General features: G+C 51.1%; 14 protein-coding genes and 1 pseudogene. 8 read left to right on the top strand and 7 right to left on the bottom strand.

The genetic code is table 11. From position 1 onward, the window contains the following. Nucleotides 1-6: 6 nt before the first annotated feature. On the top strand, nucleotides 7-873 hold the full coding sequence (locus ED901_RS17660; RefSeq protein ID WP_056773814.1) for a helix-turn-helix domain-containing protein: 867 nt from the start codon (nucleotides 7-9) through the stop codon (nucleotides 871-873). A gap of 63 nt (nucleotides 874-936) precedes the next feature. On the opposite strand, the gene ED901_RS17655 is transcribed toward ED901_RS17660, so the two are convergent. Further along, nucleotides 937-1,716: a (S)-acetoin forming diacetyl reductase gene (locus ED901_RS17655; protein WP_122096702.1), complete on the bottom strand. Its 780-nt coding sequence runs from the start codon at nucleotides 1,714-1,716 to the stop codon at nucleotides 937-939. Nucleotides 1,717-1,956: 240 nt separating this feature from the next. Between ED901_RS17655 and ED901_RS17650 the strand changes: the two genes are divergently transcribed. The 4 genes from ED901_RS17650 to ED901_RS17635 all read left to right on the top strand — a co-directional run bounded on the left by ED901_RS17650 (nucleotide 1,957) and on the right by ED901_RS17635 (nucleotide 5,110). After that, nucleotides 1,957-2,370 (top strand): hypothetical protein, encoded by a 414-nt coding sequence (locus tag ED901_RS17650; protein ID WP_122096701.1) that lies wholly within the window; start codon nucleotides 1,957-1,959, stop codon nucleotides 2,368-2,370. Nucleotides 2,371-2,505: 135 nt separating this feature from the next. Further along, a complete protein-coding gene (locus tag ED901_RS17645) occupies nucleotides 2,506-2,694 on the top strand; it encodes a hypothetical protein (RefSeq protein WP_056773823.1) in 189 nt (62 codons plus the stop codon). Nucleotides 2,695-3,306: 612 nt separating this feature from the next. Beyond that, nucleotides 3,307-4,413: a porin OmpC gene (ompC, locus tag ED901_RS17640; RefSeq protein ID WP_122096700.1), complete on the top strand. Its 1,107-nt coding sequence runs from the start codon at nucleotides 3,307-3,309 to the stop codon at nucleotides 4,411-4,413. 211 nt (nucleotides 4,414-4,624) lie between these two features. After that, nucleotides 4,625-5,110: an Rrf2 family transcriptional regulator gene (locus tag ED901_RS17635; RefSeq protein WP_056773831.1), complete on the top strand. Its 486-nt coding sequence runs from the start codon at nucleotides 4,625-4,627 to the stop codon at nucleotides 5,108-5,110. Between the two features lie 88 nt (nucleotides 5,111-5,198). On the opposite strand, the gene oqxB is transcribed toward ED901_RS17635, so the two are convergent. Further along, entirely contained in the window at nucleotides 5,199-8,351 is a 3,153-nt protein-coding gene (gene oqxB, locus ED901_RS17630; protein WP_122096699.1) for a multidrug efflux RND transporter permease subunit OqxB, read from the bottom strand. A gap of 16 nt (nucleotides 8,352-8,367) precedes the next feature. Beyond that, entirely contained in the window at nucleotides 8,368-9,498 is a 1,131-nt protein-coding gene (locus ED901_RS17625) for an efflux RND transporter periplasmic adaptor subunit (protein ID WP_240993979.1), read from the bottom strand. A gap of 445 nt (nucleotides 9,499-9,943) precedes the next feature. On the opposite strand from ED901_RS17625, the gene ED901_RS17620 reads away from it, so the two are divergent. Further along, nucleotides 9,944-10,300 (top strand): helix-turn-helix domain-containing protein, encoded by a 357-nt coding sequence (locus tag ED901_RS17620; RefSeq protein ID WP_056773842.1) that lies wholly within the window; start codon nucleotides 9,944-9,946, stop codon nucleotides 10,298-10,300. 264 nt (nucleotides 10,301-10,564) lie between these two features. On the opposite strand, the gene ED901_RS17615 is transcribed toward ED901_RS17620, so the two are convergent. Then, nucleotides 10,565-11,473: a LysR substrate-binding domain-containing protein gene (locus tag ED901_RS17615; protein WP_122096698.1), complete on the bottom strand. Its 909-nt coding sequence runs from the start codon at nucleotides 11,471-11,473 to the stop codon at nucleotides 10,565-10,567. A gap of 156 nt (nucleotides 11,474-11,629) precedes the next feature. On the opposite strand from ED901_RS17615, the gene ED901_RS17610 reads away from it, so the two are divergent. Together ED901_RS17610 and ED901_RS17605 are read left to right on the top strand one after the other, a co-directional pair. After that, nucleotides 11,630-12,403: an SDR family NAD(P)-dependent oxidoreductase gene (locus ED901_RS17610; protein WP_122096697.1), complete on the top strand. Its 774-nt coding sequence runs from the start codon at nucleotides 11,630-11,632 to the stop codon at nucleotides 12,401-12,403. Between the two features lie 55 nt (nucleotides 12,404-12,458). Beyond that, nucleotides 12,459-13,016: an OsmC family protein gene (locus tag ED901_RS17605; RefSeq protein WP_122096696.1), complete on the top strand. Its 558-nt coding sequence runs from the start codon at nucleotides 12,459-12,461 to the stop codon at nucleotides 13,014-13,016. Nucleotides 13,017-13,104: 88 nt separating this feature from the next. Here ED901_RS17605 and ED901_RS25455 read toward each other — a convergent pair. The 3 genes and pseudogenes from ED901_RS25455 to ED901_RS17590 all read right to left on the bottom strand — a co-directional run. Further along, nucleotides 13,105-13,268 (bottom strand): annotated as a pseudogene (locus ED901_RS25455) (type VI secretion system tube protein Hcp); the annotation flags it as partial. Nucleotides 13,269-13,583: 315 nt separating this feature from the next. Beyond that, on the bottom strand, nucleotides 13,584-13,871 hold the full coding sequence (locus tag ED901_RS17595) for a hypothetical protein (RefSeq protein ID WP_240993961.1): 288 nt from the start codon (nucleotides 13,869-13,871) through the stop codon (nucleotides 13,584-13,586). A 49-nt stretch (nucleotides 13,872-13,920) separates the two neighbouring features. Next, on the bottom strand, nucleotides 13,921-14,319 hold the full coding sequence (locus ED901_RS17590) for an Ltp family lipoprotein (protein ID WP_205965120.1): 399 nt from the start codon (nucleotides 14,317-14,319) through the stop codon (nucleotides 13,921-13,923). Nucleotides 14,320-14,982 lie beyond the last annotated feature (663 nt).

The following is a 14,982-nucleotide window of genomic DNA, read 5'->3' as shown; positions in this document are numbered from 1 at the left end:
TCCATCTTGCAGAGCGAACAAAAACCTGATTTTCATGACGACTTGATCAAAGAGCTTCTCTACTGGATCGAAGTCAACTTAAGTGATCGTCTGACGATGGAAAAAGCCTCGAAAAAAACCGGCTATTCTCCGTGGTATCTTCAGCGATTATTTAAAAGCAAAACGGGCCACGCGCTGGGTAAATACATCCGTGACCGTCGTTTGACGATGGCGGCGATTGCTTTGCGTCTGACCAATATGCCGATCCTCGATATCTCACTGTATTATTCTTATGATTCGCAGCAGACGTTTACCCGCTCATTCAAAAAGAACTTTGCAGAAACGCCGGGAATGTACCGTCGCAACGCCTCATGGACCATGAATGGCATCACCGCGCCATTGACCGTTGACGAATTTCCACAGCCGGAATACGAAATTGTTGAGTTGCCGGAAATGGCGTTTGAAGGCGAAACCACCACGCATTCTTATCCGATCGAAGCACTTTTCAACAGTAAAAACCACGTTCACCGGGCTGAACTGCTGCGTTATCTGGCCACGCCGGAATCATTGCTCGCGCCGGTGTGGGGGCTGTCTGATTGCCGCCCTGATACTCACGATGAAGTGGCGAATGCGTTACAGATGGAATATACCGTTGCCCATGAAGTCAGGATCGGTGCCAGTCACGACATTTTTGTGCCTGCCAGTCGTTATCTGAAGATCAATTACCCTTACGATCTCAGTCGCCTGAATGATTTCATTCTCTACATGTACTCGGTATTTTTGCCCACCCTCGGCCTGGAATTTATCATGCAGCCCGATCTGGAGAAATACTCACGGGAATCTGCACTTAACGGGGTGACCTGCGAGTATTACATACCGCTGGCGAACGCCTGACGGTTAACCGTCAGGCATAAAAAAAGCCTCTCATGATGAGAGGCCTGATTGACGCACACACACTCAGTTAAAGACCATGCCGCCGTCGATTAACAATGACTGACCGGTCATATAATCAGAATCCGGGCCTGCAAGGTAAGAGACGCAGCCAGCGACATCTTCCGGTTCTGAGAGGCGTTTCAGGGTGATGTTTTTCGCAAACTCCTGGGTACCATAACCAACCGGTTTGCCTGCTGCTGCAGACACCTGTCGGTCAATCTCTTCCCACATAGGTGTTTTCACAATCCCAGGGCAATACGCGTTCACGGTGATACCCAGCGGCGCTAAATCGCGTGCAGCCGTCTGAGTCAGGCCGCGGACCGCGAATTTACTCGAGCTGTAAATCGCCAGCGCCGGGTTACCGACATGCCCGGCCTGAGAACAGGCATTAATAATTTTCCCGCCGTGTCCCTGCGATTTAAAAGCTTTGATCGCCGCCTGAATGCCCCAGATAACGCCTTTTACGTTGATGTTATAGACTTTATCGACAATCTCAGGGGTGATGTCTTCAATCAGCGTGGTTGGCGCAATACCGGCGTTATTGACGATGACATCAAAACCACCGAGTTGCGTGGTGGCGGCTTCGACCGCAGCAAACACCTGATCGCGGTCTGACACATCGGCCAGTTGGGCAATAGCCTTGCCGCCAGCATGATTGATTTCTTCAGCCACTTTCTTCGCCGTTTCATGATTAAAATCCACAACAGCCACGGCAAAACCATCTTTGGCAAGACGCAGGGCAATGGCACGGCCAATCCCCTGACCGCCACCTGTCACTAAAGCCACTTTTCCATTTTTAGACATACAACCATCCTCTATGTATTCGGTATCTTCTTCAGGTGCTGCGCGCAACGCACGGAAATACCGTCTCCGTACCGTTACGTGAGCTGCTTACTGGTTTACGCCCCTGAGACGGCATGTGCAATTGTTAACCACCGTCACTAACTGTATCGATTCGAATAAGTAGGAAGGTACAGATTGGCCGCGAAACAAGGCCGCACTCGGGTAGAATAGGGGATTAACAGGAATAAACAGGGCAACACCATGACCGATAACAGCCTCACTCTGTTTCACGAGCGTCTCACCACGCTGACGCGCTCATTACAAATTTCACCGCAGGTTGCTGAAAATCAGGTATTGGATCGCATGGCACTGAGTTTTCGCAAACTGCTTAATTTTCTGGCTGAAGATGCCAGCCTCACGGAGCGCGCTTTTCTCCTGCCACCGCACAGCGCCGGGACCCAGGCGTTACTGTCACAGCTTATCGCTGAAAATCTGGCACACAGTCAGCAGCACGGTCTGTTTCGTGACGATATCCCTGCGCCACTGCTCGGTCAGTGTTTTACCGGCATGCTGGTACAGCTGGCACAGAACAGCGGCGATCCGGCGTTACGCCACCAACACAGCGTCGCCTGTGCAAAATTATTCTGTGAAGGTATCTGGCCGGGCGCGGCTTAGTCGATTTATCGCTTTGCAAAGCAAAAATGGTTGGTTCAGTTCAGGGCGCAGAAACGGTTAACTGACGTCATTCCAGCGAAAGACAATGTCTGCGCTGATCAGTGATGAACTTACAGTGAATACCCGGAGGCCCGTATGTCAACGAATGCACCAGCTGCTGCGCCACGCTCGTTCTGGCAACGCCTGACTCGCCGCAAGGTGAGCGCGCACACAGAAGATAAAACGCAGGATACAACGCGTTTGCTGGAAAGTTTTCTGGCGACCGGGTGTCTTTATGGCATTGATGTGGGGAACAGTGACCCGGCGTGGTTTCGCCGCTCCTGACCGGTATACCCGTTTAATGCGCATCAGTTACTGGAACGAACTGTGCGTTTAACAAACTCTTCTCCTGAGAGTAGCCGTTGTGCCTGAATAGCGGGTGTTGGCCTTGCGGATGCGCAATCCCAGCATCAGATATGCAGGTTGTTGTGGACGTTTAACGTTTCTCTGACCTCGTCGTATTTCTTAGTTCTCTCTCATTTGCAGAGCCCATAACTTTCGCCGGTTATGGGTTTTTTTATGCAAAAAAAAACCCCGCAGTCAGGCGGGGTAATCATTGCGGTCGCGGACAGGGGGATCGCGACGGATAAATATAAACAATAAAACCAAGGAAGGGTAAAAATGGATTGCAGTGATGATGCCACAATCCGGAAAGTAAATTACCACAAGATAAAAGCTAAAAATAAATACAATTTATATATGTTTAATTTTAATTTATTCACACCGAATATATGTCAATAGCATTGAAATACTTAGCAATAAATAATAAAAACAAACGCGATAATTTCCCTACATAACAAGGGAACTAGTTGGTTAGTATTACTGCGAGCTCTGACTCATAAATAAAGTATATATAAAAAAATTAAGTATTCAATTAAATGATAAAGGAATGACGTCATGAAATTAAAAGCATTGGCCCTGATTGTTCCAGCCTTATTAGTTGCAGGCGCAGCACACTCCGCGGAAGTTTATAATAAAGACGGCAACAAACTTGACCTGTACGGTAAAGTGGATGCCCGTCATCAGTTTTCTGACAACGTGGGTGACGATGGTGATGAAACCTACGTCCGCGTTGGCTTTAAAGGTGAAACCCAAATTTCTGACCAACTGACCGGTTACGGCCAATGGGAATACAACGTTCAGGCGAACAACACTGAAGGTAGCAATTCAGGCAATGCGACCCGTCTGGGCTTTGCAGGTCTGAAATTCGATAACTACGGTTCTTTCGATTATGGCCGTAACTACGGCGTGGTGTATGACGTTGAAGCCTGGACCGATATGCTGCCAGTGTTCGGTGGCGATACCTACACTACCACCGATAACTTCATGGTTGGCCGTACCAACGGCGTTGCAACTTACCGTAACACTGACTTCTTCGGCGAAGTGAAAGGCCTGAACTTTGCACTGCAATATCAGGGTGCTAACGATGGCACCAACGATACTGAAGGCACAAACAATCACCGCGATGTCGGTCATCAGAACGGTGACGGCTACGGTTTGTCCACCACCTATGATTTCGGTATGGGTATCAGTGCAGGTGCAGCTTACGCCTCTTCTGACCGTACTAATGATCAAACTGCTGATAACCGTGGTGACAAAGCTGACGTCTGGACAATTGGCGCGAAATACGACGCAAATAATGTCTACCTGGCAACCATGTATGCTGAAACCCGTAATATGACCATGTACGGTGATGACGGCATTGCAAATAAAACGCAGAACTTTGAAGTCACTGCACAATATCAATTCGACTTCGGTCTGCGTCCGGAAGTTTCTTACCTGCAGTCTAAAGGTAAAGACCTGAACAACGGCAATGGCGGAAAAGACAACGACAAAGATCTGGTTAAATACGTTTCTGTTGGTGCGAACTATTACTTCAACAAAAATATGTCCACCTACGTTGATTACAAAATCAACCTGCTGGACAACGATGATGATTTCTACGAAAACAACGGCATCTCTACCGATGATGTTGTTGGCGTTGGCTTGATCTATCAGTTCTAATTTCTCTGACCAAAAGTCTTAGAAATAGCCTAAAGAAAACCCATCTCCGGATGGGTTTTTTTGTGCCCAAAACGTGACTTTCTGTGCGTTAACGCCGTCCCCGCCTTCAATAATGCAACAGTCTTTGTTATATTATTGACCAGCTCACGTACAGGGTTATTCCTCTGTGATACGGTGCTTAACCTAAGACTTGGTTTCTCAGGACAATGAAATGTTAGATTATCGCTTTCCGACAGCCATGCAGATGGTGTTTTGTATCGCTCAGTCCCAAAAGGCTGAACAGCGCTGCACCAGTGCGATCTTAGCTACAGGTCTGGAAGCCAACTCCAGCTTCATCCGCAAACTGATGGTGCCACTGACTCAGCATGGCATTATCGTCTCAACGCTTGGCCGTACCGGCTCGATTCATCTTGGTCGCCCGGCGGAAGACATTACGCTGCGTGATATTTACTGCGCCGTGATTGAAGACAAACGCCTGTGGGCCGCACGTCCCGATGTGCCTGCCCGCTGTGTTGTCAGCGCCAATGCCTGTACCTATTTTAAAAATATCGTGAATGAGGCTGAAGAGGCGTCGTTGCAGGTGCTGGGTCGTCATACGGTAGCCGATGCGCTGGCCGAGTTTGAACGTGGCGGCAAGTACAAATGCACCAAAGACCTGGCTGCGGAATACGCAGATAAGTCGCTCTGCACGAAATAAACATCAGCCATCTGATACTCACTTCGCGACATTCAGACGTAAAAAAGCCGGGATAATTTCCCGGCTTTTTGCTTTCTGTCATTACCAATCAGACAGTCTGCGTCTCCTGCGCCGCATGCTTACGCGTCACCAGCTTGCGCAGTGCCACATAAAATACCGGCGTCAGGAACAACCCGAACAACGTCACCCCCAGCATTCCGGAGAAAACGGTGATGCCCGTGACGCCGCGCACTTCTGCACCAGCTCCGTGACCGAGGATCAGCGGAATTGTCCCGGCAATAAAGGCAATGGACGTCATGACGATAGGGCGAAGACGCAGGCGACAGGCTTCGAGCGCCGATTCCACAATCCCTTTGCCCTGCATCTCCAGCTCGCGGGCGAATTCGACAATCAGGATGGCGTTTTTACATGCCAGCCCCATCAGCACCACCAGCCCGACCTGAACAAAGACGTTGTTATCACCCCCAGTCAGCCACACGCCAAACAGCGCTGAAAGCATGGTCATCGGCACAATCAGGATCACCGCCAGCGGCAGCGTCCAGCTCTCATAAAGTGCAGCCAGTACCAGAAACGCCAGCAGAACCGACATCGGGAACACAATCAGCGCGGCGTTACCCTGTGTAGATTGCTGATAGCTCAGATCTGTCCATTCGATATTCATGCCATTTGGCAGGAGGTTTTTCGACATTTCTGTCAACTCGGTCATGGCTTGTGTCGAAGACAAAATGCGCGGATCAGCATCACCAATCAAATCTGCCGCCGGATAACCGTTGTAGCGGATAACCGGATCAGGCCCGTAAGTGGTGGTGATGTTCAGCATACTGCCGATCGGCACCATTTCACCTTTGTCATTTCGGGTACGCAGATTGGCGATATCTTCCACGCTGTCGCGGAACTGGCCGTCAGCCTGCGCCATCACTTTCCAGGTGCGTCCGAACCGGTTGAAGTCATTGATGTATGACGAACCAAGATATACCTGCAAGGTACTGAACAAATCATCGAGAGAAACGCCCTGTGCCTTGGCTTTGTCACGGTCAATATGCGCATCCAGCTGCGGCACGTTGGCCTGATAAGAGGAGATAGGGAAGCCCATCCCCGGCGTTTGCATAATCGAGCCGGACATCGTGTTGATCGCCGTCTGCAACGCGCCGTAGCCCAGACCTGCACGATCCTGGATATACAACGAGTAACCGGAACCCTGACCTAATCCGAGAATTGGCGGTGGCATAATAGAGAAGGCGAAACCTTCCTGAATCTGCGAGATCTTGGCGTTGATTTCGGCGTTAATTTCCGCCGCCGTACGGGTACGTTCGCCCAGCGGTTTCAGCGCAAAGAACACCGTGCCGGTATTTGGCGTATTGGTGAACTGCAAGGCGTTCAGCCCCGGAAATGCCACAGCATCACTGACGCCGTCGGTGCTGAGCCCCAGCGCACTGATCTTGCGGATCACGGCATCCGTACGTGACAGCGATGCCCCTTCCGGCATTTTCACCCCGGCAATCAGGTACAACTTATCCTGCGTGGGTATAAAGCCGCCCGGCACCATTTTGAACATCAGCGCAGCGCCGCACAGCAGCAGAACGTAAACCGCAAAGACGGCACCACGTCGTCCGAGCGTTTTTGACACCGCATTCTGATAACCGTGTGAACTGGCGTTAAAGAAGCGGTTAAACGGACGGAAAATCCAGCCGAACAGACGGTCGATCAGTCTTGATGGCATGTCCTTTGGCGCGCCGTGCGGCTTCAGCAACAGGGCTGCCAGAGCAGGGGAGAGCGTCAGGGAGTTAATCGCCGAAATCACGGTGGAGATGGCAATGGTGACCGCAAACTGTTTGTAGAACTGACCGGTGACGCCGGAAAGGAACGCCATCGGCACAAAGACCGCACACAGCACCAGCGCGATGGCAATGATTGGCCCGGACACTTCCCGCATTGCCTGATGCGCCGCCTCCCTTGGTGCCAGACCTTCCTCGATATTTCGCTCGACGTTTTCCACCACCACAATGGCGTCATCGACCACGATGCCTATCGCCAGCACCAGCCCGAAAAGACTGAGCGTGTTGAGCGAGAAACCGAGCAAATACAGAATGCTGAATGTGCCGATAACCGAAATCGGTACCGCCAGTAACGGGATGATCGACGCGCGCCAGGTTTGCAGGAACAGGATCACCACCAGCACAACCAGCACGACGGCTTCCAGCAGCGTATGCACCACAGCACTGATCGAATCACGCACAAACACCGTCGGGTCATACGGCGCCCGCCAGGTCATGCCTTCCGGGAAGCGGGTCGCCAGCTCGGCCATTTTGGCGCGAACGGCATCAGAGAGATCAATCGCGTTAGCGCCCGGTGACTGGAAGATACCGATACCGACCGCATCTTTATTGTTCAGCTGCGAGCGCAGGGCGTAACTTCCGGAGCCCATTTCAATACGCGCAACGTCGCGCAAACGAACGATTTCGCCGTTATCACCGCTTTTCAGGATGATATTGCCGAACTCTTCTTCGTTCTTGAGCCGCCCCTGGGCGTTGATCGACAACAGATAGTCGCTGTCTTTTGGCAGCGGTTCTGCACCGAGCTGACCGGCAGACACCTGCACGTTTTGCTCACGCATTGCCGTGACAACGTCACTGGCTGTCAGCCCACGCGCCGCCACTTTGTTGGGATCGAGCCAGACACGCATTGCGTATTCGCCTGCACCAAAAATCTGAATCTGCCCGACACCCGGCAAACGCGCCAGTTCGTCTTTCACCTTCAGCGTGGCGTAGTTGCTCAGATATAACGAATCGTACTTACCGGAAGGCGACACCAGATGCACCACCAGCGTTAAGGTCGGTGATTGCTTCTGCGTCGTTACCCCCTGACGGCGTACATCTTCCGGCAGACGCGCTTCGGCCTGCGCCACGCGGTTCTGCACCTGAACCTGTGCCTGATCCGGATCGGTACCCGGACGGAACGTCACCGTGGTCACCAGCACGCCGTCGGAACCGGCGACCGATTTCATGTACACCATGTTTTCAACGCCGTTGATGGCTTCTTCCAGCGGCGTCGCCACGGTTTCTGCAATCACTTTCGGGTTGGCACCCGGATATTCCGCACGAACCTGTACGCTCGGCGGGACCACGTTCGGATATTCGCTGACCGGCAGCAGGGGAATGGCAATCGCCCCGGTGACTAAAATCAGAATCGACAAAACGGCGGCGAAAATCGGCCGGTCGATGAAAAAGCGGGAAAAGTCCATGAGTCAGAATTCTCTTTTATTTAGCGGCGGCAGGAGTGACGCTGTTGGCCGCCATGCTGACGGTTTTGGCGTTAACGGGCATACCCGGCATAAAGACTTTCTGAACGCCGTCAATAATCACGCGGTCACCCGCTTCCAGACCTTTCTGCACAATACGTAAACCACCGGAAATCCGGCCAACTTCTACATCGCGACGCTGTGCTTTACCGTCTTTATCAACCACGTAAACAAATTTACGATCCTGATCGGTCAGAACGGCTTTATCGTCCACCAGCACGGCGCTGAATTCCGCGCTGCCCGGTAACTGCACGCGGGCGAACAGGCCCGGCGTAAAGGCACGATCACGGTTATCCAGCAGGGCGCGCATACGGATGGTGCCGGTACCTGAGTTGAGCTGATTATCCGTAAAGTCGACCACGCCCTGATGCGGATAGCCGTCTTCACCCACCAGACCGACGTGCACCGGCAAACGGGACTGCGGGGTGTCATTGCGCTGGCCATCACGCGCCATCGCCTGATAGCGCAGGAAAGTACCTTCGTCGACATCAAAATAGACATACACCGTGTCCAGCGACACCAGCGTGGTCAGTACGCTGGCGGTGTCGCCTGCGGTCACCAGATTGCCGGTGGTGATCATCGCGCGGCTGGCGCGGCCATCAATCGGAGAGGTCACACGGGTGAAATCCAGATTCAGCTGTGCCATGTCCAGCTGTGCCTGAGCGGCGAGCACATCAGACTGTGCCTGAGATGCTGCCGAACGACGCTGCTCGGCGATTTCAGTGGAAATGGCCTGCGTGCCAATCAGTTTTTCTGTGCGGGAGGACTCGCTGCGGGTCAGACTGGCCTGATTGCGGGCTCGCACCAGTTCAGCCTGTGCCTGCTCCTGAGCCGCGCGGTAGGTGCGGTCGTCAATGGTAAACAGCACCTGACCTTTCTTCACTTCCTGGCCTTCCTGATAATTCACTTTATCGATATAGCCGGACACACGCGGGCGAAGCTGAACACTTTGCACCGCTTCCACACGTCCGTTAAATGCATCCCACTGACTGATTTGTTTAATCAGCACATCGGCCGCACTGACCTGCGGGGCTGGCGGCGCGGCGTTTTGTGCCACGCTGTTATCACACCCGGCGAGCAGGGCGACCATGAACGCAACCCCTGAAAGGCGCAAAGTCAAAGGCGTACCGCGCAAGCGGTCGCGTGCAACAACCAACGGTTTTTGCAGGTTTTTCATTATTTTTATTTCCAGTGAGTAAGTGCTGTCAGGCAATACAACCGGTCTGTCCTCCGGGTAACGTCCTTTGCCTGATCTGACTTTTTTGGGACTTGTGCCGTTCATCAGCACAATTATGTATCAATGTCTGATACAATTGATTCGAGGGGATTGTAGGGACGCTGCTACTAAAGTGCAAGAAATACTGTTACACTTTCTGTGCTGTTTTACAGAACGTTTACTTCAGGGAGCGTGACTATCCCGTACCGACACATTAAATGCAATAGTAAAACTTGCATTTAATCGCAAAGTGCGTCAGTTTAGAAAAAGACGCCCTCGGGGGGCGGCAACAAACTGAATAAGAGACAGGAGAAAGCCCATGAGAACCGAGGATTTCATTCACGACCTGATCGACTGGATCGATCACAATCTGGAAGAGCGACTGGATATTAAGACCGTCGCAAAACGGGCAGGGTATTCGCGCTGGTATCTGCAACGCATGTTTAAAGAACATACCGGCCTGCCGATGGGTGAATTCATCCGTGAGAAAAAGCTGAAGAAATCTGCCGATATGCTGGCAAGCAGCCGTGAGCCTATCGTCAGCGTGGCGATCTCGCTGGGCTTTGATTCTCAGCAATCCTTTACCCGCAGTTTCAAACGTCAGTTTGGACAGACTCCGGGTGACTGGCGTCGCGGTCTGACAATGGCCACCGAGTGCCAGGGGTCGATGCACTAAGCTCGCCGCCCGTTACCGATTTCAGTACCGCTGGCCCGGCTCCCGCCGGGCAGTGATTTTGCGTTATCCCCTTGCTCCACCTTCATTAAAACGCCTTTGCACACTCTTCTGCTTAATTTCCAGCCTGCGCGGTTTTCTGGCCATGCGTTTGCAGGGGTCCGCTTGGAAAACGGAAAATATCCCACGCGAAGTCTGTTTTTATACACCTGATGTGATGATGCTCCATTTCGTTGAAGGTTCAGAATAGTGTGAGGGCAAGGAGAGCTATTTAACTCGTATATCACTCAACATCCAGTCATGAAACGCTTTCACTTCCGGCCGCTTCAGTGACGAGCTCGAACTCACCACATAATATGACCAGCTTATGGGCCAGCGGTTTTCCGGGAACAACTGCACCAGGCGGCCAATATCCAGATCCTGCTGCACCAGGGCTTTGCGCACTAGCGCAACTCCCCGACCACTTAGCGCTGCCTGAATCACCGTGGCGGTGGAGTTGATGTGAAGACGCGTTTGCTGCTCGCTTTCGAGCCCCACTTTTTGCAACACGCTTTCCCATGACGGAAAGTTAGCGCCGGGGTGTGGGGTATCGTCCTGAATCAGCTTTTGCTCAAATAACCATTGCGCATTCGCAGGTTCATTGGCGGGCAATGCGGAAGGGCTGCAAATCATCACCACTTCCTCATCCATCATCCAGTCGGCCACTAAGCCTTTCCAATGACCCGTTCCGCAGCGAATCCCAATATCGGCTTCGCCATGGCTGAGATCGATAAGCCGGTCCGCCACATCCAGGCGCACGTCTATTAACTCATTATGTTCTGAAAATCTATGAAGCCGCGGCATCAGCCAGTTCATCACCAAGACTTGCGATGCAGTGACAACCAACACCGATCGCGCTTTCCTACCACGTAGTTTTTTTAGCCCGCTTTCGAGTTTATCCAGGCCAACCGTAATGTCGTCGAGTGCATCCTGCGCTTCGGTAATCAGCGTCAGGCGTTCATTGCCCGAGCGGATACGTGTCAAAAGTGGATGCCCAACCCATTCCTCTAATGCCCGCACGAGTTGACCTACCGCCGCAGGCGTCACACCAAGTTCATTCGCAGCACCCGTAAAGCTGCCGTGCCGGGAGGTTGCCTCAAAAGCCTGCAACCATTTCAGTCTGTTCAGGATACGCATCGAGCCTCTTTAAGTTAACGAGATAGTTTTTCTATCTCGTAAGTGTAGTTCTTATGGTTCGTGGTAGTCGAGCAGGACTGGCATTCTTTGCTCATCGACAGGGAGACAAGCTTCTTCTCTGTATCAACTAACAAAGAATTTATTCTGGAGATAAACATGAGCAACGTATTCGCAGGTAAAAAACTTCTGGTTGTTGGCGGCACAAGCGGTATGGGTCTGGAAACAGCTCGTGTGGTTCTGGAGCAAGGTGGCAGCGTGGTGTTGGTAGGTAATCGCCATGAGAAAGCGGAAGAAGCACGTGAAGCGTTGGCACCTCTGGGCCAGGTTTCCACCATCATCGCTGATTTGATGACGACCGATGGTATGAAGCATGTGATGGACGTCGTCAATGCCGAACACCGTGATATCGACCTGTTGGTGAATGCTGCCGGTGTATTCTTCCCGAAACCTTTTGCCGAGCACGAAGAAGCGGATTACGACATGTATATGAGCATCAACCGCGCGACGTTTTTTATCACCCGCGATGTGGTGAAAAACATGCTGGCTTCGGGAATCAAAGGTTCTATCGTGAATATCGGTTCAATGTGGGCGCAACAGGCAATTGGTGCCACACCATCATCCGCTTATTCCATGGCGAAAGCCGGGCTGCACGCACTGACCAAAAACATGGCCATTGAGCTTGGCGGCAACGGAATACGCGTGAATGCCGTATCGCCAGCGGTAGTGCAGACGCCGATTTACGAAGGATTTATTCCGAAAGAAGAAGTCCACGGCGTCATGGACAGCTTCAACAGTTTCCACCCAATTAACCGTGTGGGCACGCCGCGTGATATTGCTGAAACTGTGGCTTTCCTGCTGTCCGATAAAACCAGTTGGGTGACGGGTGCGATTTGGGATATTGATGGCGGCGTGATGGCTGGCCGTAACTAATATTGATGCGGGTAGCGGTAACAGGCTGCCGGTGAAAGAAATTTGAGGAATAATCATGAGTAACTTGATTAACGGTATCGACCTCCAGGCTATTGGCGCATTACGTGATGATATCGCAGAAAATTCTGAGAAAGGTATTGTCGGTTTTGATGTCACTACCGCCTGGTGTGGTGGCACTCGTAGCGAAGCAACGGTTAATCCATGGACGATGCAAGGTGTGCCACAGCCAATAGCGGAAAAACCGATGATCATTGCGGCCGATGAACCTTCCGCGCTTGGCGGTGTGGCAAGCGCTCCAAATCCGCAGGAACTGTTATTTGCCGCACTGAACGCCTGTATGACAGTTGGCTATGTCGTCGCTGCCGCCGCAGAAGGCGTAATACTCGAAAAACTGGAAATTAGAACCACGGGTAATTTAGATTTGCGCGGTTTTATGGGGCTTGATAGCGAAGTGAAACCGGGTTATGACAAAATTAACTACACGATTAGCGTGAAAGGCGATGGTACTGTTGAACAGTTTGAGCGTATTCACCAGGTAGTGATCGCAACCTCGCCAAACCGCTGGAATCTGGCAAACAATATTGAAGTGCAAGGCGATCAGATTGTTGGCTAAGCGAATATTGTGAAAGTAGCAGGGCGGATAAGTGTAAAGTTTATCCGCTTTTTAGTATCCCACCTGAATAGCCAGGTAAGCATAGCTGTACGCGCGTTCCCGTTAATCGTCCCGTATTTGAGTCGGTTGGGACCTGTACATTATGAGTCAACGACTTTAATTCTATGGCTCCGACTCAACCAGAAACTAAAGAACCGCCTGTAACAGGTGATCCATTTTCATCAGTTACCATAAATATGCTGGATTAGACATTTTGCATCCTTATAAATTGAGTAACTTCAATTAACTACATTGGGAAAAATTTATCTAATAATTTCCCCAGAAGATAGACGCAGACGGCAAGCGTAAAAATAGAAAGCAGTCTCATTGACCAGGTTTCGAAATGAAAAAAGAAATATATTCCCAACCAGACAGCAATGGTGCCTACCAGCGCACCCAATGTCCCCTTAATGATGCCCATAGTCGCCACTCACTTTAGATTCAACACGTTCCAGTATGTGGTCAAACGCGCGCATTCCCTGTTGTCGTCTTACGATCAGAGCATCCACAAAGGGTTTAAGTGCCGGTTCAAACATAATTTTGTTTGCTTACTGACACATATTGATCAAACTTGGATAAAACAATCTCTATTGCATCTAGGATTCGGTCGTAATTAAGAATTCCATTTCTCATTGCCTGGATTATTCTGACTGTTTCAGTTTTGTGAGAGTAATATGAATCAGTGTCAAATACACCATACGCCATATAACCCAGATCGACAGGTACGGAAATCGCACCGTTAATAAAACCTAATACTGAGTCAGGAGATATAGTGATATCGGCAATGCGTGTGGCGATCCCCTCATAATTGCTCATGCTAATTCCTTTTATTAGCCAGTTCCCATCGTTTGAACCACATCGTTTTTTAGCAGCCACCTGCCTGTTTTGCGCCGTAGGTTGCCTGGTCAACGGTGTATTTGTCTCCGGCGCTTGAGGAAAGTTGATTAATGAGGCCTTTGCACGAGAAGCCCATCATACTGAGATACTGCTTCGCAGATTTCACCGCCTCCTGGTTCCAATCAATGTTCAGGCTGTCCACTGCTACCGTAGCGTCAGAAATCTCGTAACCATCCCCTGCATCCGATGAGAGTTGATGAATAAGTCCGTTCCGTGAGAAGCCCATCATACTGAGATACTGCTCCGCAGATCTAACGGCATTATTTTGGGGCCCAGTCAAATCTCCTGCCCATGTGGGCGCTGCGACAAACAAAGCGGCAGTCAGTACTATCTTCAAAAAATCCATTGAAATATCTCCATAATCCATACGGCGCCTCTAACGCCCTCGAAGCCCTTGCCTCGCGAACCTACTTTACAGGGGGCCGCGTTTAAAAGAAAAAAATATCCTACGCTTGGGCTGTTTTTTAAGCATCGGTGTTTAGCAACTACTTGAATTGAAGATGCTGTGTCCTTTCTGCGTCCGAAACCGAACGATTGCGTACGCCATGCCGATAACCTGTACGAAAGTAAGCAAAACCTTTAACGGACAGTTAAAGCGTTCCTTACATCCCTTACGGTCAGCGGGGCGCGCTCAATGGAACGGTTTCACCCGTTAAGCTCAAAACGCTTAACGTAGGATAATTTCCGTTTTCCAGGCGGAGCCCTTGCACTGTGCATTCTATCAGGACGTGATCAACCCAACAAAAAACGACATCAAAGTTCATCTAAATTGAAATGATGTTTCATTTTCTTGAGTTGCGCGAATTTTATCGCTAAACTTCTCCCCATCAGTTCGTAGCCGGGCATTGCCCGACTCACTCTTGTGTGACGGAAAAGCGCATTCGCCTCCGTTTTATGGAAAAAGGAAACATCATGATTCTGGATAATTTTTCACTGAAGGGAAAAGTCGCCGTGGTGACCGGATGCGACACCGGTCTGGGCCAGGGTATGGCCATCGGTCTGGCGGAAGCCGGCTGTGACATCGTGGGGA

It is taken from the genome of Rahnella sp. Larv3_ips (genome assembly GCF_003697865.1).
GTDB classification, from domain to species: Bacteria; Pseudomonadota; Gammaproteobacteria; order Enterobacterales; family Enterobacteriaceae; genus Rahnella; species Rahnella rivi.
The sequence above is the reverse complement of the archived record's forward strand: the minus strand, read 5'-3'. Positions and strand labels throughout refer to the sequence as shown.